Origin of the sequence: Dermacoccus sp. BD5 (assembly GCF_044878485.1) — a bacterium.
Taxonomy (GTDB): domain Bacteria; phylum Actinomycetota; class Actinomycetes; order Actinomycetales; family Dermatophilaceae; genus Dermacoccus; species Dermacoccus nishinomiyaensis.
Genome location: NZ_JANJER010000003.1, coordinates 239793 through 256513, shown reverse-complemented (window position 1 = coordinate 256513; position 16721 = coordinate 239793). Strand labels below are relative to the sequence as shown.

The following is a 16721-nucleotide window of genomic DNA, read 5'->3' as shown; positions in this document are numbered from 1 at the left end:
CGCTTCGAGATGAGGTTTCCATACACCTTGTGTGTGAGAGGTTCCCTAGAGACGATGGGGTTGATAGGCCGGATGTGGAAGACCAGTAATGGTTGTAGCTGACCGGTACTAATGAACCGATAACTTAACATCACACTTTTTGTTTGCTGTGTGCTCGCGTCCCTGTGTAATTCTGAAACAATACACCCACCATGATGGGTTGATATGTTTCATAGTGTTACGGTGGTTATAGCGAAGTGGGAAACGCCCGGTCACATTCCGAACCCGGAAGCTAAGCCCTTCAGCGCCGATGGTACTGCACTCGGTAGGGTGTGGGAGAGTAGGACACCGCCGGACTTCTTCAACAGAAGGGTCCTTGATCTGATGAACGTCGTGTTCCTCGAAGCCCCCGATAGGTGGCTCGGAACCTAGCTGTTCTCGGATCAAGGGCCCTTCTTTCATGTGTGCCCTGGCTGGGCAGCCGTGATCGATGCCCTCGCTCGGTCGTAGTAATGGGTGCCGGCTCGCCCGAGGCGCCGCCCTCGTGCCACGATGTCTATTGCCCGTCCTGAGAAGAGGAAGACATGCCTGACGAGAACACCGAGAACACGCCAGAGCGTCGCGAACGCAGTTCGCGCTGGTCGCAGGGAGGTCTTGGGGCGGCCTCCGGCGAGCCTCGCCCGGCTCGTGACGACAGGGGTTCCCGTGAGCAGCGGGGTCGGTTCGAACGCGACGATCGTCGCTCGTCAGGTCGCGACGAGCGAAGCAGCCATGGACGGGGCGGCGACCGCCGTGACGACCGTGGAGGTTTCCGTCGCGATGAGCGTGGCTACGGTGGCCCGCGTCGGGACGACGAGCGGGGTCGTGACGATCGCCGTTCCTTCGGTCGTGACGATCGTGGGGGGTTCCGTCGTGATGAGCGCAGCCGTGACGATCGTGGGGGGTTCCGTCGGGACGACCGTGGGCGGGACGACCGCAGCTATGGCAGACCGCGTCGGGAGGACGAGCGGGGTCGTGAGGATCGTGGGGGTTTCCGTCGTGATGACCGTGGCCGGGACGAGCGTCGCTCGTCCGGGCGTGATGAGCGTGGCGGTTACGGACGCGGTTCGGATCGTCGTGACGAGCGGGGTGGCGGTTTCCGTCAGGATGTCCGCAGCGACAACCGTGGCGGGTTCACCGGCCGGGGGGACCGCGGTGCCGGCTGGTCGGACGAGCAGTCGTCGATTCGTGGCCCGCGCAGCTGGGACGCGAAGGCCGTGGGGGACGAGCGTCCCCGTCGCAAGCCGGAGCCGGTGCTGCCGGAGGACATCACGGGTTATGAGCTCGACAAGGCGGTGCGTCAGCAGCTGCGTACCCTGAGCAAGGAGAACGCCGAGGGCGTCGCCAAGCACCTCGTCGCTGCCGCCGAACTGGTGGACGAGAACCCGGAGAAGGCGCTCGACCACGCGCAGCACGCCGTGAGCCGGGCCGGCCGGGTTCCGGCAGCGCGCGAGGCGCTCGGTCTGGTGCTCTACCGTACGGGCGAGTTCGCCGAGGCGCTGCGTGAGTTCCGGACCGCGCGTCGGCTGTCCGGCTCCGACCACCTGCTGCCGTACATGGTCGACTGCGAGCGTGGCCTGGGGCGCTACGAGCGGGCCCTTGAGCTGGCGAACTCTCCGGAAGCGCAACGCCTCTCTGAGGCGGACAACATCGAGTTGGCCATCGTCGTCTCCGGCGTGCGCCGCGACATGGGACAGTCGCGAGCTGCCGTCGTCGGATTGCGCATTCCCGCCCTGCAGAAGGCGACGACGCAGCCGTGGGCCGCTCGTCTGTTCTATGCGTATGCTGACGCGTTGCTCGACCTGGGTGAGCAGGAGGAAGCGCGGGCGTGGTTCGTCAAGGCTGACGCGGCTGACCGTGATGGCGAGACGGACGCCGCCGACCGCATCGATCAGATCGACGGCTTCGAGCTGACCGACCTCGCGCCGGAGGACGAGCAGGACGTCGACCCGCGTCTCGCCGAGCTCGACCTGAGCGCGTTCGGCGCGGTACCGCCGAACGAACCGTCAGCGTCGGTCGGGGAACAGGACTCCCGTGACTGAAGGCCTGCTCGACCGGTACGACGGCATCGTCTGCGACCTCGACGGCGTCGTTTACGCAGGGCCCGACGCCATCCCGCATGCCATCGCGAGCCTCCAGAGCACGCGCGAGCATGGGACGCGTGTCGTCTACGCGACGAACAACGCTTCGCGTCCCCCGTCGGCCGTCGCGGCGCATCTGCGTGAGCTCGGGCTGCTTCTGGGCGACGAGGACGTCGTCAACTCGTCGATGGCGGCAGCGCACGTGCTGCGCGAGAGTGGCGCGCAGGTGCGTATCGTCCTGCCGATCGGCGGGGAGGGCGTCGCCCGAGCGCTGAGGGAGGCCGGTTTCGTCTGCGTCGGCGACGACGATGCAGGTGCAGGTACCGGCGACATCGATGCCGTCGTCCAGGGCTACGGGCCGGATGTCCGTGCGACGGACCTCGCGGCCGCAGCGCACGCCGTCAACGGTGGTGCGCGCTGGGTCGCGACGAACACTGACCTGACCTTGCCGACCGAGAAAGGGATCGCACCCGGCAACGGCTCGCTCGTCCAGGCCGTCCGCAATGCGGTGGCGGTCGATCCCGAAGTGGCCGGCAAGCCCATGCCCGTCATGTACGACATGGCGAGTGAGCGCATCGGCGCGGCCGACGCGTCGCGCGTCCTTGCTGTCGGCGACCGGCTCGAGACGGATATCGAAGGCGCGACCCGCGGCGGGTACGACAGCGTGCTCGTGCTCACCGGTGTTCACGGCCTCGCGGACGCAGCCGCGGCACCGAAGGAGCGTCGCCCGACGTACGTGCTCGCGGATCTGCGCGGCTTGACGCAGCCGTACGAGGTCGAGACTGCCGGGGAATGCGACGCGGGGGCGAGCATCGCTCGCGTGCGCGGTCTGCTGACGTCCCTGTGGGAGCGCGTCGATGCGGGAGACCTCTCCGCCGAGGACGCGGCGCGCGAGATGCGTCAGGCGTGCGGGTCATGAGCGTCGGGGTGCCCAGCCCGGGTGAGCTCGCCCAGCGGGCCGGGGGCCGTCGTGTGATCGCCGGGGACGGCCCGGTCGGTGACACAGAGCTGGACGATGCCGTGAGCCGCCTGCGCGAGAGCGTCGATGCGATGGCCGGCGAGTCGACGGGCAGCAATGGGTCGGTCGGCAGTGCGTCGAATGACAGCGGGTCGGAAAGCTGTGGGCCCGACGTCGACGCCGCCGACGTCATCGCTCGTGCACACGACGTCCATGAGAGCTTGCAGCGACGCCTCGAACAGGCCCAGGCGTGAGTGGTGTGCGACTCGACGCCGCCCTCGTGGCGCGCGGCCTCGTGCGTTCTCGCGCCCAGGCGAAGGAGCTGCTCGACGCGGGGAGAGTGCTTGTCGACGGCAAGGCCGAGGCGAAGGCGTCGACCAAGGTGAGCGACACGCAGAACGTCGAGATCGAGGGCGACCTCGACCACTACGTGGGCCGTGCCGCACACAAGCTCCTCGCCGCGTTCGAGGCCTTTCCCGGTGTCGCGACCCGCGTCGCGGGGGCACACGCCATCGACGTCGGGGCCTCGACCGGTGGGTTCACGCAGGTGCTGCTCGAACGGGGGGCGGCTCACGTCGTCGCTCTCGACGTCGGGCACGGCCAGCTCGCCGAACCGGTCAAGAGCGACCCGCGCGTCACCGATCTCGAGGGCGTCAACGTCCGCGACGTCGTGAGCGCGACGCAGCTCGACGGCTCACCGTTCGCACTCGTCGTCAGCGATCTGTCGTTCATCTCACTGACGCTGGCCCTGCCCCACATGGCCTTTCTGCTCGCCGACGACGGTGATCTCATCGCGCTCATCAAGCCGCAGTTCGAGGTCGGACGCGAGAGACTGGGCAGGACGGGCGTCGTGACGTCAGTCGAGCAGTGTCGCGAGAGCATCGACAAGGTGCTCGGGTGCGCGTGCGACCTCGGCCTCGCCGTGCACGGTCTCGAGTGGAGCCCGATGGTGGGCAGCCACGGCAACCACGAATACCTCGTCTTGTTGCGTCGCGCCGCGGTCGGCGGCGCCCTGGACGAAGCCTCCGTCGACCAGCGAATCCGCGACCTCACGCGAAGGAGCGAGTGATGAACCGCCGTGTCCTGCTCATCGGCCATCCGCGCCGGCCCGAGGCCTACGAGGTCGCCGAGCGGCTCGTCGACGGGCTGACGGCCGCCGGTATCGAGGTCGCGGGCATTGCTGACGAGTTGGCGGCCTTCGGGATCGTGCAGCGACCCGGCGTCGTCACCGTCGCCCCGGAGGAAGCCGGGGTGGCGTGCGAGCTCGCCGTCGTCCTGGGCGGCGACGGCACGATCCTGCGCGCCGCCGAACTGTCGCGCGACTGCGGGGTGCCGCTGCTCGGCATCAATCTCGGCCACGTCGGGTTTCTCGCCGAGGCGGAGAAGGAGGATGTCGAGCGGATCGTCGCCTGCGTGCGTGAGCGCTCGTGGATCGTCGAGACCCGCGCGACGCTCGAGGTCGTCGCGACCGACGGGCGCGGTGAGGTGGAACTGCACCGCGGGTGGGCGCTCAACGAGGCGAGCATCGAGAAGGCCGCACGAGAGCGCATGCTCGAACTGACCGTCGAGATCGACGGCCGTCCCCTCGCGTCCTGGGGCGCTGACGGCGTCGTCATCGCGACGCCGACGGGGTCGACGGCCTATGCCTTCAGCGCGGGAGGACCGGTCGTGTGGCCGGACACCGAGGCCATTCTCCTCGTGCCGATCTCGGCGCACGCGCTGTTCGCGCGCCCGCTCGTTCTGGGGCCGCGCGCGCAGCTCGCCGTCGAACTCGTGCCTGGTGCGCAAGGGCGCGCCGTGTTGTGGTGTGACGGGCGACGCCCGTTCGACCTGCCCGACGGAGCCCGGGTCGAGGTGCACGCGAGCGACAAGCCCGTGACGCTGGCACGTTTGAGCACGGCGCCTTTCACCGATCGTCTCGTGCGCAAGTTCGACCTGCCGGTCGAGGGCTGGCGCGGCATGCGACGCGCGCACTGAAAAGTTGATCTGTTCGTAAGCGTGTTCGAATCACCATTCGTCGCGTCGTGCCCGTAGGGTGGGAAGCGTGCTGAGGGAAATCCGGATTCGCAACATGGGTGTCATCGCCGACGCGACGCTCGAACTCAGCCCGGGGCTCAACGTGGTCACGGGCGAGACGGGCGCGGGCAAGACGATGGTCGTCAGCGGTCTCGGGCTGCTGCTCGGTGAGCGTGCTGACGCCGATCGGGTGCGCACGGGGGAGAAGTCGGCGCTCGTCGAGGGGTTCCTCGACGTGCCGGGCGAGCACGTGAGCGCGGCCGCGCTGGCCGATGAGTTCGACGTGGAGGCGGGCGACGAGGTGATCCTCAGCCGCTCGGTGGCCGCGACGGGGCGTTCGCGTGCGCAGGTGGCCGGGCGCAGTGTCCCCGCAGGCGTGCTGGCGCGCATCGGGCATGAGCTGGTCGCGGTGCACGGGCAGGCCGACCAATGGCGGCTCAAGCAGCCGGAGGAACACCGTCAGATCCTCGACGCGTTCGCAGGCCCCGAACTCTCCGAGTTGGCGCAGCGCTACCGCGACGGGTACGTGAGGCTGAAGGCGCTGCGGGCCGAGCGGCGCGAGTTGACGCTCAAGGCGCAGGAGCGCGCGCAGCGGCTCACGATGCTCGAGGCCGGGATCGCGCGCATCGACGAGATCGAGCCGCTCGAGGGTGAGGACGTCGAACTCGCGGCGGAGAGCGAGCGGCTCACGCATGCCGAGGATCTCCTGGCCGCCTCGCGTGGTGCGGGTGCGGCGATGGCCGGCGACGAGTTGTCGCCCGACGAGCCGAATGCGCTGGCGCTCATGGCTGCTGCGCGCAGTGGGCTCGAGTCGGGTGTGACGCTGGACGCCGACCTCGCACCGTTCATCGAGCGGTTGCGGGAGGTGCAGACGCTCACGGCCGACCTCGCCGCCGACGTCGCGCAGTACGCGGCGGCCATCGACATGGATCCGCAGCGGTTGCAGGAGGTGCATCAGCGGCGCGCCGCCATCACCCAGCTGCTCAAGGCGTACGGGCCCGAACTCGACGACGTGCTCACGTGGCGTGAGCAGGCCGGGCGTGAGGCTCAGGAGCTCGCCGGCTCGGACGATCGCATCGCCGCGATCGACGCCGAGATCGCGGGGCTCACGCCGAAGGTCGGGGTTGATGCTCTCGCGCTGCACGATCTGCGTCGATCCGCGGCCGAGCGACTGGGTGAGGCTGTCACGCAGGAGCTGCATCACCTCGCGATGGGCTCGGCTCGCCTCGTCGTCGAGGTCTCGATCGCCGAAGCCGACAAGGGCCTCGAACTGCCCGACGGGCGCCTCGTCAAACCCTCGGAGCACGGCATCGACGACGTCACGATCCTGCTGTCGGCCAACCGCGGCATGGATCCGAAGCCGGTGACGAAGGCCGCCTCCGGTGGTGAGCTGTCGCGCGTCATGCTCGCCCTCGAGGTGGTGACGTCGACGGGCAGCGTGCCCACGTTCGTGTTCGACGAGGTGGACGCCGGCGTCGGGGGCGAGGCGGCGCACGACATCGGCGCGCGCCTGGCGCGGCTCGCGCAGAGCGCACAGGTCATCGTCGTGACGCACCTCGCGCAGGTCGCGGCGTACGCCGACAACCACCTCGTCGTCCACAAATCGCATGACGGCGCCGTCACCGAGAGCGGCGTCGCCGCCGTCACGGGTGACGCGCGCGTCACCGAGATCGCGCGCATGCTGGGTGGCGACACGACAAGCGCGGTCGCGCGCGAGCACGCCGAATCGCTGCTGACGGCCGCCGGCGCGTCACAGAAGGCGAGCGCCTGAGCGTTCTCTCGGTTCACATCCATCGTGCGGCAACCCTGTCGCCCGAACACCTCTCGATGAAGTAGGCTGGCATTCCGTGGTGGATCAGACGACGAAGCATATTTTTGTCACCGGAGGCGTGGCCTCCTCCCTCGGAAAGGGCCTTTCGGCATCCAGTCTCGGCCGTTTGCTGCGTTCGCGCGGCCTGCGCGTTACGATGCAGAAGCTCGACCCCTACTTGAACGTCGACCCGGGGACGATGAACCCGTTCCAGCACGGTGAGGTGTTCGTCACCGAAGACGGCGCGGAGACCGACCTTGACATCGGTCACTACGAGCGATTCCTCGACGTCAACCTGCACGGGCGCGCCAACGTCACGACCGGCCAGGTGTACTCCGACGTCATCGCCCGCGAGCGCCGCGGGGAATACCTGGGTGACACGGTGCAGGTCATCCCGCACATCACGAACGAGATCGTCGAGCGCATGCGCGCCGAGGCGAACGGTGACGACGCACCCGACATCATCATCACCGAGATCGGTGGCACGGTCGGCGACATCGAGTCCTTGCCGTTCCTCGAGGCCGCACGCCAGGTGCGCCACAACGTGGGCCGCGACAACGTCTTCTTCCTCCACGTCTCGCTCGTGCCGTACATCGGCCCCAGCGGTGAGCTGAAGACGAAGCCTACGCAGCACTCCGTCGCTGCACTGCGTCAGGTCGGCATCCAGCCCGACGGGCTCATCCTGCGCGCCGATCGCGAGATCCCCGAGCCGATCAAGCGCAAGATCTCGCTCATGTGCGACGTCGACTCCGAGGCCGTCGCGGCCGCCGTCGACGCGCCGAGCATCTACGACATCCCGCGCGTGCTGCACTCTGAGGGGCTCGACGCGTACGTCATCCGCCGCCTTGGCCTGCCGTTCCGTGACGTCGACTGGGCCCAGTGGGACAAGCTCCTCGACCACGTCCACCGTCCGGCGCACGAGGTCGAGATCGCCCTCGTCGGCAAGTACATCGACCTGCCCGACGCCTACCTGTCGATCACCGAGGCGATGCGCGCCGGCGGTTTCCATCACGACACGAAGGTGAAGATCCGCTGGGTCGCCTCCGACACCTGCACGAGCGACGCGGGCGCGAAGAAGGCGCTGTCGGGTGTCGACGCGGTGCTCGTGCCCGGCGGGTTCGGCGTGCGCGGCATCGAGGGCAAGCTCGGCGCGCTGAAGTGGGCCCGTGAGAACAAGGTGCCGACGCTCGGCATCTGCCTCGGCCTGCAGTGCATGGTCATCGAGTACGCGCGCAACGTCGCGGGCATCGCTGACGCGTCGAGCTCCGAGTTCGACCCCGAGACGTCACACCCCGTCATCGCGACGATGGAGGAGCAGAAGTCGTTCGTCGAGGGCGCCGGCGACCTCGGCGGCACGATGCGCCTCGGCGCCTACCCGGCGAAGCTGCTCGACGGCTCGGTCGTGGCGAACGCCTACGGCACGACGGAGGTGAGCGAGCGTCACCGTCACCGCTACGAGGTGAACAATGACTACCTCGAGCAGGTCACCGACGCTGGCCTCGTCGTCTCGGGTACGCACCCCGAGCTCGGGCTCGTCGAGTTCGTCGAACTGCCGAAGGACGTTCACCCGTACTACGTCTCGACGCAGGCTCATCCGGAGTTCAAGTCGCGACCGCACCGTGCGCACCCGCTGTTCGCGGGGCTCGTCGAGGCCGCGCTGGAGCGACCGAGCAAGTGACGACGTGCGGCCGCTGTTCGGGCCGCGTGTCATGAATCGAGGAGGGCGATGCCGGAGACGGCGCCGCCCTCCTCGTCGTTTCCTGGGACGTCGGCCTGCGACGTAGCGGCCGGGTGGGGCCGGGTGCCAGTCCGGTGTGTCAGGATCGGTGGCATGACTTCCATCCACCCCACGATCACCCCCAGTCAACTCGTCGACGACTACACCCCCGCGCCCGTCGTGCGCAGCGACGTCGTCTACGAGGGACGGGTCTGGGACGTCGTCCAGGAGGAAGCCGATCTCGGCGATGCCGGACGCGTCACCCGTGACTTCGTCCGCCACCCGGGCGCCGTCGCCGTCCTCGCGATGCGCGGCGAACCCGGCGCTGAGGAGGTGCTCGTCATTCGCCAGTACCGGCACCCCATCGGTGCGCAGGAGTGGGAGATCCCGGCGGGGCTGCTCGACGTCGACGGCGAGCCGCCGCACGAGGCGGCGCTGCGTGAGCTCTACGAAGAGGCCGACCTGCGCGCCGGACGCCTCGACCTGCTCATCGACTACGCCTCGTCACCGGGCGGGCTCTCGGAGCAGCTTCGCGTCTTCCTCGCCCGCGACCTCACCGACGTGTCGGAGGATGACCGGTTCGAGCGCGAGGAGGAAGAACTCGACATGCCGACCGGCTGGGCTCGCCTCGACGACGTCGTCGACGCAGCGCTCGCGGGGCGCCTCCACAACCCGACGCTGCTCATGTCATGCCTCGCGGCTCGCGCGGCGCGCGACGCGGGCTGGGCGCCGTTGCGCGCCCCCGACACCCCGTGGTCGGTGCACCCGGCCTTCGCTCCGAAGCAGTAGCGGGTCAGCGGTAGCCGCCGCGGCGGCGCACCTCGGCGGCGATGCTCTCGCGTGAGGCCCCGGTGGCCAGCATCGTCATGACGAGCAGTCGCACCTGCGTGGCGCGCAGGTAGCCACCCATGACGACGCCGCGGCGCTGGAGGTCGACCTCCGCGCCGACCGCACCGTACGTCTCGACGAGCGCCGGGCCCGAGAACGTCCGGCTTGTCATGATGACGGGAATGCGGGCCGCGATGTGTCCGACGCTCTCGGCCCACCACCCGGGCACGTGCCCGGCTCCGAGGCCGGCGATGACGAGCGCGTCGGCGCCCGCGCTCACGGCGTCGAGCGCCCGCGGGGACTGCCCGAGTGCCACCGTCAGGACGGGCACCTCGGCGTCGACGGCGTCAGGCCGGGGGAGGGCCGGCAGTCGCGCGGGGCGGTGGAAGAGGTGGGTATGAGCTTCGAGGACGCGCCCGATCGGGCCGCAGTCGGGGGAGACGAACGTCGTGAGCGACGACGTGTCGCCCTTCGTCACCGAGCGCGCCGCGTGGATCTCATCGGCGAACACGGCGACGACGCCCAGCCCACGCGCGGCGTCGCTCGCGGCGACGCGGATCGCGGCGAGCATGTTGGCGGCTCCGTCGGCCCCGGCCATCGTCGGGTTGCGCATCGCGCCCGTGACGGCGAACGCGCGCCCGTCGTCCCAGAGCAGGTCGAGCAGGTAGGCGCTCTCCTCGAGCGTATCGGTGCCCTGGACGAGGACGAACCCGTCGGCGTCGGAGGCACTCGCGCGCTGCAGCACCTCGAGCAGGTGCGCCGGGGTGAGCGAACCGCTCTGTTCGCGCGCGATCGTCTCGCCGGTGAGGTCGACGTCAGCTGCGTCGAGGCCGGGGACAGCGGCGATGAGGTCGTCGGCGCCGAGCGTGGGGCGCACTCCGGCGCCGTCATCGGAGGACATGGAGATGGTTCCGCCGAGGAAGTACATCGCGATCCGCTTCGTCATGGCGCACAGGTTATCGTCGTGCCAACGAACCGCCGCGCGCCGATCGCTGCGCGAGCCCGTCACCGAGGAGACCCATGCCTGCTGCGGCCGACCCAAGCGTGCGACCCGGCCCGGACGCCGAGTGTCCCTGCGCCTGGGTGCCCGGGCGCTCGTTGCGCGAATGCTGCGGCCCGCTCGTCCTCGACGGCGTGCTCGCGCCGACGCCCGAAGCGCTCATGCGCTCGCGCTACACGGCGTTCGTGCTACGTGACGCCGACCACCTCTGGCGCACCTGGCATCCGCGCACGCGCCCGGCTCAGGTCGGCGACCTCGACGGCGTGACGTGGCTGGCCCTGCGGGTGCTCGACACGGGTGACGGCGGCATGAACGAGGCCGATACGCGCGGCACCGTCACCTTCGAGGCGTCCTACCTCGCCGACGACGGCCGTCGCGGGGTGCTGCGAGAGCACTCGCGCTTCGAACGCCGCGCCGGCCGCTGGTTCTACGTCGACGGGGACGAGCTCGACTGAGCCGCGAAAAACACGGGCGCGTCGCACACGCGGCATCACCTAGAATGAGCAGGTACGCCGTGGCGGCCTGACACCCCGCCCGAGCATCGCCCGTGACGGGCGTGTTCTGCGGCGGACCGCGCGTCCGGCGTCACCGACGAGAGGCCGAAGATCTTTCGGCGAAGGTGTGGTGGCACCGCGACCTGGCCCCCGCCCACACCTCCCGGGCTGCTCCCACGTGGGGCGCCCGGTCGAGCATCGTCCGATCGACGCGTCGCCGCATGGAACGAATCGAGAGGAACATCATGCTTCGAACCCATGAAGCCGGAACCCTTCGCGCAGCCGACGTCGGTGACACCGTCACCCTGACGGGTTGGGTGGCCAAGCGTCGCGACCACGGCGGTGTCGCCTTCGTCGACCTGCGTGACGCCTCGGGCGTCGTCCAGGTCGTCGCACGCGACGAGGTGCTGACGGGAGCCGCGCACGGTCTGCGCTCCGAGTACTGCATCAAGGTGACGGGTGAGGTCGCCGCGCGCGAGCCGAAGGACGTCAACCCGAACCTGCCGACGGGTGAGGTCGACGTCGTCGCGAACGAGATCGAGGTGCTCTCCGAGGCGGCGCCGCTGCCGTTCCAGATCGACGAGCGCATCACCGTCGGAGAGGAGGCGCGCCTCAAGTACCGCTACCTCGACCTGCGTCGCAAGGACCAGGGCGACGCGATCCGTCTGCGCTCGAAGGTGAGCCAGGCTGCGCGCGCCGTGCTCAACGAGCGCGACTTCGTCGAGATCGAGACGCCGACGCTGACGCGTTCGACGCCCGAGGGCGCTCGCGACTTCCTCGTCCCCGCTCGTCTCGCGCCGGGCAGCTGGTACGCGCTGCCGCAGAGCCCGCAGCTGTTCAAGCAGCTGCTCATGGTCGCCGGGATGGAACGCTACTACCAGATCGCGCGCTGCTACCGCGACGAGGACTTCCGCGCCGACCGTCAGCCCGAGTTCACGCAGCTCGACATCGAGATGAGCTTCGTCGAGCAGGACGACGTCATCGAGCTCGGTGAGCAGATCGCGAAGGCCGTGTGGGCGACGATCGGCGTCGACCTGCCGACGCCGTTCCCGCGCATGACGTACGCCGACGCGATGGCGAAGTACGGCTCGGACAAGCCCGACCTGCGCTTCGGCAACGAGCTCGTCGAGTGCACGGAGTTCTTCAAGGACACGACGTTCCGCGTGTTCCAGGCCGAATACGTCGGCGCCGTCGTCATGCCGGGTGGTGCGTCGCAGCCCCGTCGTCAGCTCGACGCGTGGCAGGAGTGGGCGAAGCAGCGCGGCGCGAAGGGCCTCGCGTACGTCCTCGTCCAGGAGGACGGCTCGCTCACCGGCCCGGTGGCCAAGAACCTCACCGAGACCGAGGTGGAGGGCATCGCCGGCCACGTCGGTGCGAAGCCCGGCGACTGCATCTTCTTCGCCGCGGGTGCGACGAAGGCGTCGCGCGCGCTGCTCGGCGCAGCGCGTCTCGAGATCGGCAAGCGCTGCGACCTCATCGACGAGAACGCGTGGAGCTTCCTGTGGGTCGTCGACGCGCCGCTGTTCGAGCCTGCCGCCGACGCTGTCGCCTCGGGGGACGTCGCCGTCGGCTCCGGTACGTGGACGGCCGTGCACCACGCGTTCACGATGCCGAAGGCCGAGTACGTCGACACGTTCGACACCGAACCAGGCGAGGCGCTCGCGTACGCGTACGACATGGTGTGCAACGGCAACGAGATCGGCGGTGGCTCGATTCGTATCCACCGCAAGGACCTGCAGGAGCGCGTCTTCAAGGTCATGGGTCTGAGCGAGGAGGACGCGCACGAGAAGTTCGGCTTCCTCCTCGAAGCGTTCAGCTTCGGTGCGCCCCCGCACGGCGGCATCGCGTTCGGCTGGGACCGCATCGTCTCGCTGCTCGCGGGCACCGACTCGATCCGCGACGTCATCGCGTTCCCGAAGAGCGGCGGCGGCTATGACCCGCTGACGGCCGCGCCCGCCCCGATCTCCGCTCAGCAGCGCAAGGAGGCGGGTGTGGACGCCAAGCCTCAGGTCAAGAGTGAGGCTTCTGCGGACGCCGCATCGCCCGCCGCTCCGGCCGAGGCGTCGCCCAACAAGTCGTGATCGGCTGATCGGCGACCGATCAACGGGTCGAGCCCCTGACGTCGCATGACGTCAGGGGCTCGACCGATTCTGCGCGACGCGCCGGGGGTGCTGGGCCCGACAACGGTTTCAGGGCTTGCCCCTTTCAACCGTAGGGTCGCCACATGCGTGATACGGCTACCGTCCTGTTCGATGCCGACGGTGTGCTGCAGCACGCGCGTCACGGCTGGGTGGGTGCGCTCGACGCGATCGGTGGCGAGGGCTTCGCGTCCGTCGTGTTCGCCCGCGACCTGCCCGCCATGCGGGGCGAGGCGAGGATGCGTGACTGCCTCGTCGCCGCGGCCGAGGAGCACGGGGTCGCGCTCGATCCCGATGACGCGCTGCAGCTGTGGTCGCGTTTCGACATCGACGAAGAGGCGATGGCCGTCGTCGCGAAGGTCAGACGTGCCGGGTACGGCGTGCGTCTCGCAACCAACCAGCAGGACGTGCGCCGTGACCTCATGCGCCGCCGCTACGCCGGAGTGTTCGACGAGGAGTTCTATTCCTGCGAGCTCGGCGCGTGCAAACCGGCCGAGGCGTTCTTCGCGTCGATCATCGACCGGCTGGACGTCCCGGCGCGTCAGATCGTGTTCGTCGACGATTCGGCCCGCAACGTCGCGGCGGCGACGTCCTGCGGCATCCGGGCACATCTGCATGACCCCAGCAGCGGCGCGGCCGGCATGCGCCGGATGCTCGAGGGCGCCGGTGTTCGAATGTGACCGCAAATCGCCGTTGGGGACGGGATTCGCAAAGGGGGACGCGATTCGCGGGGGAGTCAGTCGCGGAGGCCGAAGCGGGCGTGCCAGCGTTTCATCGGGGCGGGGGCCCACCAGTTCCACCGGCCCATGACGGTCATCGTCGCGGGCACGAGGATCATGCGGACGAGCGTGGCGTCGAGAATGATCGACAGGGCGAGGCCCACGCCGATCTGCTTGATGATGACCATCTTCGCCGCCGCGAACCCGAGCATGACGATGACCATGAGAAGTGCGGCGCTCGTCACGATGCGTCCGCTGCGCTGGATGCCGACGGCGACGGCGCGCGCGTCGTCGTCACCATGTTCGTGGGCCTCGACGATGCGAGAGAGCAGGAATACCTCGTAGTCCATCGCCAGGCCGAAACCGAACGCGATGAGGATGACGGGGACGGTCGACTCGATCGCGTCGTTGCTCGTGTAGCCGAGCAGCGATTCGAAGTGGCCGTTCTGGAAGATCCACGTCATCGCTCCGAGGCTCGCGCCGAGGGAGAGGGCGTTGAACAGGAGGGCCTTGAGCGGCAGGACGAGCGATCCCGTCATGAGGAACAGCAGCACGAGCGTCGCGAACGCAACGACGAGCACGACGTAGGGGGCTCGCGCAGCGATGGCGTGCGTGTAGTCGTCGAGCTTGGCCTGCTGGCCCGTCACCCATGTCGGAAATCCTGGGCGGTGAGCGTGCAGGTCGTGGACGACGTGCTGCGTGCGCCCGTTGGAGGGGGTGGCCCCGTCGACTCGCAATCCGACGGCGACCTTGCCGTCGCCGAGGTCACGCACGGGGTTGACCCCGGTGACGTATCCGCGGTGTGCGACATCGCTCGAGACCCACTTCGTCATCGTCGCCACGTCGGTCTCGCCGACGATGCTCACGGCGGGTTCGCCGAGCACAGGGAAGTCGTGGGCGAGGTCGTTCATGAGGGTGCGTTGCGGGTCCGACGTCGGCAGCAACGCGCTCGTCGAGCTCACCTGCCGCATGCCGATCAGCGGCGCGGCCAGCACGAGCAGGACGACGACGACACCGCAGATCGAGATCCACAGATGACGCTGGACGGCGTGGGCGAGGTCGGCGAATCGTCCCTCGTCCGCGTCAGGCTGCACGCGCTTCTTCGCGAGGCGCGCCGCAGCGAGGCGCGCGCAGGCGGGCACGAGCGTCAGCGCCGCCAGGCAGGCGACGGCGACGACGGACAGGCCGGCGAGGCCGATCGCCTTTGTCACCGATGCGGGGAACAGGACGAGCCCTGCGACGGAGATCGCGACCGTAAGCCCGCTGAAGAGAACGGTGCGCCCGGCCGTCGCGATCGTGCGCTGGGTCGCGAGGTCTTTGTCGGCGCTCGTGAGCACCCCGTCGAGGCCGTCGGCCTCGCGCTGCAGCGCGAGGCGCGACAGTTCCTCGCGGAAGCGTCCGACGATGAGCAGGCCGTAGTCGATCGAGAGGCCGAGACCAAGAATCGTGACGATGTTGACGACGGTCGCATCGAGGTCGGTGACGTGGCTGAACCCGAGCAGCGCGAGCAGCCCGCCGGCGATCGCAGCGATCGCGCCGATGAGGGGGAGGCCCGCCGCGATGAATCCTCCGAACACGATGACCATGACGATGAGGGTCAGCGGGAAGGCGATGCCCTCTCCGGTCTTGAGGTCTTCCTGCACCTGATCGGTGATGCGCTTGAGCACTTCCACGGACCCGCCGGTGCGCATGCGCACCCCCGCGGGCATCACCGCTTCGACGGCCTTCGTGACCTGCGCGCTCACGTCCTCCTGCACGCTCTTGTCGAGCCCAGCATCGAGCGTGGCGACGAAGACCATCGACTCGGGTGCGCTCGAGGAACGGTAGGCGGCAGCGACGCGCGGGTCGCGTTTCGCCGCGGGTGAGTACGCCGACTCGACCGCCGACGTGTGCACGACGTCGTCGATCACCTGCTGCACCTTCGCGCCGACAGCCGCTTGCTGTGAACTCGCCACCCCGTCGAGTCGGACGGCGACGCTGCCGCCGGCCTTGTCGCCGGTCAGCAGCATGTCGTTGCCGGTGTGTGCCTCACCCGGCACGAACGGCTCGGCCTGCTGCAGGTGTGCGAAGAGTCCGCCGCCACCGAAGGCGCCGGCCGTCGTCGCAAAGGCCAGGACGACGGCGACGAGCCACGTCAGGACGATGGCCTTGGCGTGACGCGCGACGAAGGCGCCGTAGCCTCGCCCGCTCGGACGCCCGCCGTCGGTCGGCTCGGGCGAATGGCCCGAACCATTTGACGAGGCAGCCGACGAATCGTCGGCCCGAGAGGCCCCGGCGCGCTGTCGCGTGGCGCCCCACCTCATCCGATGACCGCCACGATGACGCTGACGAGCGCGAGTGCCATGAGGGCGGACGGCAGCGGCAGCCAGCGCACGCGACGATCGGTGGGGACGTCGGTCGGGTTGTCCACCGTCTCGGCGTCGAGGGCTTCGCGCAGCGCGCCGGCAGAGCGCGAAGGCTGCGTCAGGGTGCCCGGCATCGGGCGCAGGGACGCGGTCGGCAGGATGCCGAGACGCGCGTCGTCGGTGTTGCGCGCGCCGCGCGCCTTCTGCGAGCCGATCGCCCACACCGTCGTCTTGTGCCCGTCGTTGTCATGGATGACGAGGCTGCCCTTCGACGTGGCGTGCGAGATGCCCGGCCAGGGCAGCGTCACCTCACGCACGACGTTGGAGACGACGACGTCGTCCGCGTCGAAGCGGATGCTCGGGCGCACCATGACGCAGAACGACGCCGCGGCGAGGGCGAAGCCGACGAACGCCATCGTGTGCGGCGAGCGGGCCATGAGGCCGCTGACGACGAGGACGATCCCGATGGCGACCCCGAACCACCCGATGACGACGTTGAACGTCTGACGGATCGCGGTGGGGTGGGGGGAATCGCTCATGGGGTGTCCTTCGAGGCGGGCGGCGCGGTGGCGCGGCTCACTCTAGTCGTGCCTTGTC

At 69.3% G+C, this 16721-nt stretch carries 13 protein-coding genes and 2 rRNA genes; 12 read left to right on the top strand and 3 right to left on the bottom strand.

Translation table 11 applies throughout. The annotated features are described in order from the left end of the window. The 9 genes from NQ706_RS04390 to NQ706_RS04350 all read left to right on the top strand — a co-directional run. Positions 1 to 132: ribosomal RNA gene (locus tag NQ706_RS04390) — 23S ribosomal RNA — on the top strand; the annotation flags it as partial. An 86-nt stretch (positions 133 to 218) separates the two neighbouring features. After that, a 5S ribosomal RNA gene (gene rrf / locus NQ706_RS04385) occupies positions 219 to 336 on the top strand. 899 nt (positions 337 to 1235) lie between these two features. Beyond that, positions 1236 to 2060 (top strand): tetratricopeptide repeat protein, encoded by an 825-nt coding sequence (locus NQ706_RS04380; protein WP_150112752.1) that lies wholly within the window; start codon positions 1236 to 1238, stop codon positions 2058 to 2060. Further along, the gene (locus NQ706_RS04375; protein WP_006943874.1) at positions 2053 to 3018 is read left to right on the top strand and encodes an HAD-IIA family hydrolase; all 966 of its coding nucleotides are present in this window, start codon (positions 2053 to 2055) and stop codon (positions 3016 to 3018) included. Before NQ706_RS04380 ends, NQ706_RS04375 begins: the two co-directional genes overlap by 8 nt. Before the next feature lie 289 nt (positions 3019 to 3307). After that, entirely contained in the window at positions 3308 to 4126 is an 819-nt protein-coding gene (locus NQ706_RS04370; RefSeq protein WP_038568540.1) for a TlyA family RNA methyltransferase, read from the top strand. After that, a complete protein-coding gene (locus tag NQ706_RS04365; RefSeq protein ID WP_006943868.1) occupies positions 4126 to 5034 on the top strand; it encodes an NAD kinase in 909 nt (302 codons plus the stop codon). The genes NQ706_RS04370 and NQ706_RS04365 overlap by 1 nt, the downstream gene beginning before the upstream one ends. 67 nt (positions 5035 to 5101) lie before the next feature. Continuing rightward, positions 5102 to 6844, top strand: coding sequence for a DNA repair protein RecN (gene recN, locus NQ706_RS04360; RefSeq protein WP_038568539.1), 1743 nt, complete (start codon positions 5102 to 5104; stop codon positions 6842 to 6844). 79 nt (positions 6845 to 6923) lie between these two features. After that, positions 6924 to 8561: a CTP synthase gene (locus tag NQ706_RS04355; RefSeq protein ID WP_038568537.1), complete on the top strand. Its 1638-nt coding sequence runs from the start codon at positions 6924 to 6926 to the stop codon at positions 8559 to 8561. 153 nt (positions 8562 to 8714) lie between these two features. Further along, the gene (locus tag NQ706_RS04350) at positions 8715 to 9389 is read left to right on the top strand and encodes an NUDIX hydrolase (RefSeq protein ID WP_006943875.1); all 675 of its coding nucleotides are present in this window, start codon (positions 8715 to 8717) and stop codon (positions 9387 to 9389) included. 4 nt (positions 9390 to 9393) lie between these two features. Here the strand turns inward: NQ706_RS04350 and NQ706_RS04345 are convergent, their stop codons facing one another. Beyond that, positions 9394 to 10374, bottom strand: a complete 981-nt coding sequence (locus NQ706_RS04345; RefSeq protein WP_038568535.1) for an asparaginase — start codon at positions 10372 to 10374, stop codon at positions 9394 to 9396. 74 nt (positions 10375 to 10448) lie between these two features. Here NQ706_RS04345 and NQ706_RS04340 point away from each other — a divergent pair, with 74 nt between their 5' ends. The 3 genes from NQ706_RS04340 (at position 10449) to NQ706_RS04330 (ending at position 13740) form a co-directional block, all read left to right on the top strand. Further along, a complete protein-coding gene (locus NQ706_RS04340; RefSeq protein WP_006943881.1) occupies positions 10449 to 10883 on the top strand; it encodes a YchJ family protein in 435 nt (144 codons plus the stop codon). Positions 10884 to 11167: 284 nt separating this feature from the next. Beyond that, positions 11168 to 13003 (top strand): aspartate--tRNA ligase, encoded by a 1836-nt coding sequence (gene aspS / locus NQ706_RS04335; RefSeq protein ID WP_038571052.1) that lies wholly within the window; start codon positions 11168 to 11170, stop codon positions 13001 to 13003. A 143-nt stretch (positions 13004 to 13146) separates the two neighbouring features. Next, positions 13147 to 13740, top strand: coding sequence for an HAD family hydrolase (locus tag NQ706_RS04330; RefSeq protein WP_038568532.1), 594 nt, complete (start codon positions 13147 to 13149; stop codon positions 13738 to 13740). Positions 13741 to 13796: 56 nt separating this feature from the next. On the opposite strand, the gene NQ706_RS04325 is transcribed toward NQ706_RS04330, so the two are convergent. After that, positions 13797 to 16082 (bottom strand): MMPL family transporter, encoded by a 2286-nt coding sequence (locus tag NQ706_RS04325; protein WP_051805935.1) that lies wholly within the window; start codon positions 16080 to 16082, stop codon positions 13797 to 13799. Next, complete coding sequence (locus NQ706_RS04320) at positions 16079 to 16663, bottom strand: hypothetical protein (protein ID WP_038568529.1); 585 nt, start codon at positions 16661 to 16663, stop codon at positions 16079 to 16081. Before NQ706_RS04320 ends, NQ706_RS04325 begins: the two co-directional genes overlap by 4 nt. Between the last annotated feature and the right edge of the window lie 58 nt (positions 16664 to 16721).

Bases quoted from the DNA above. Each gene is read 5' to 3' on its own strand.
- NQ706_RS04365 (WP_006943868.1), top strand. From the start codon at position 4,126: ATGAACCGCCGTGTCCTGCTCATCGGCCATCCGCGCCGGCCCGAGGCC.
- NQ706_RS04350 (WP_006943875.1), top strand. From the start codon at position 8,715: ATGACTTCCATCCACCCCACGATCACCCCCAGTCAACTCGTCGACGAC.
- NQ706_RS04345 (WP_038568535.1), bottom strand. From the start codon at position 10,374: ATGACGAAGCGGATCGCGATGTACTTCCTCGGCGGAACCATCTCCATG.
- NQ706_RS04340 (WP_006943881.1), top strand. From the start codon at position 10,449: ATGCCTGCTGCGGCCGACCCAAGCGTGCGACCCGGCCCGGACGCCGAG.
- aspS (WP_038571052.1), top strand. From the start codon at position 11,168: ATGCTTCGAACCCATGAAGCCGGAACCCTTCGCGCAGCCGACGTCGGT.
- NQ706_RS04330 (WP_038568532.1), top strand. From the start codon at position 13,147: ATGCGTGATACGGCTACCGTCCTGTTCGATGCCGACGGTGTGCTGCAG.
- NQ706_RS04325 (WP_051805935.1), bottom strand. From the start codon at position 16,082: ATGAGGTGGGGCGCCACGCGACAGCGCGCCGGGGCCTCTCGGGCCGAC.
- NQ706_RS04320 (WP_038568529.1), bottom strand. From the start codon at position 16,663: ATGAGCGATTCCCCCCACCCCACCGCGATCCGTCAGACGTTCAACGTC.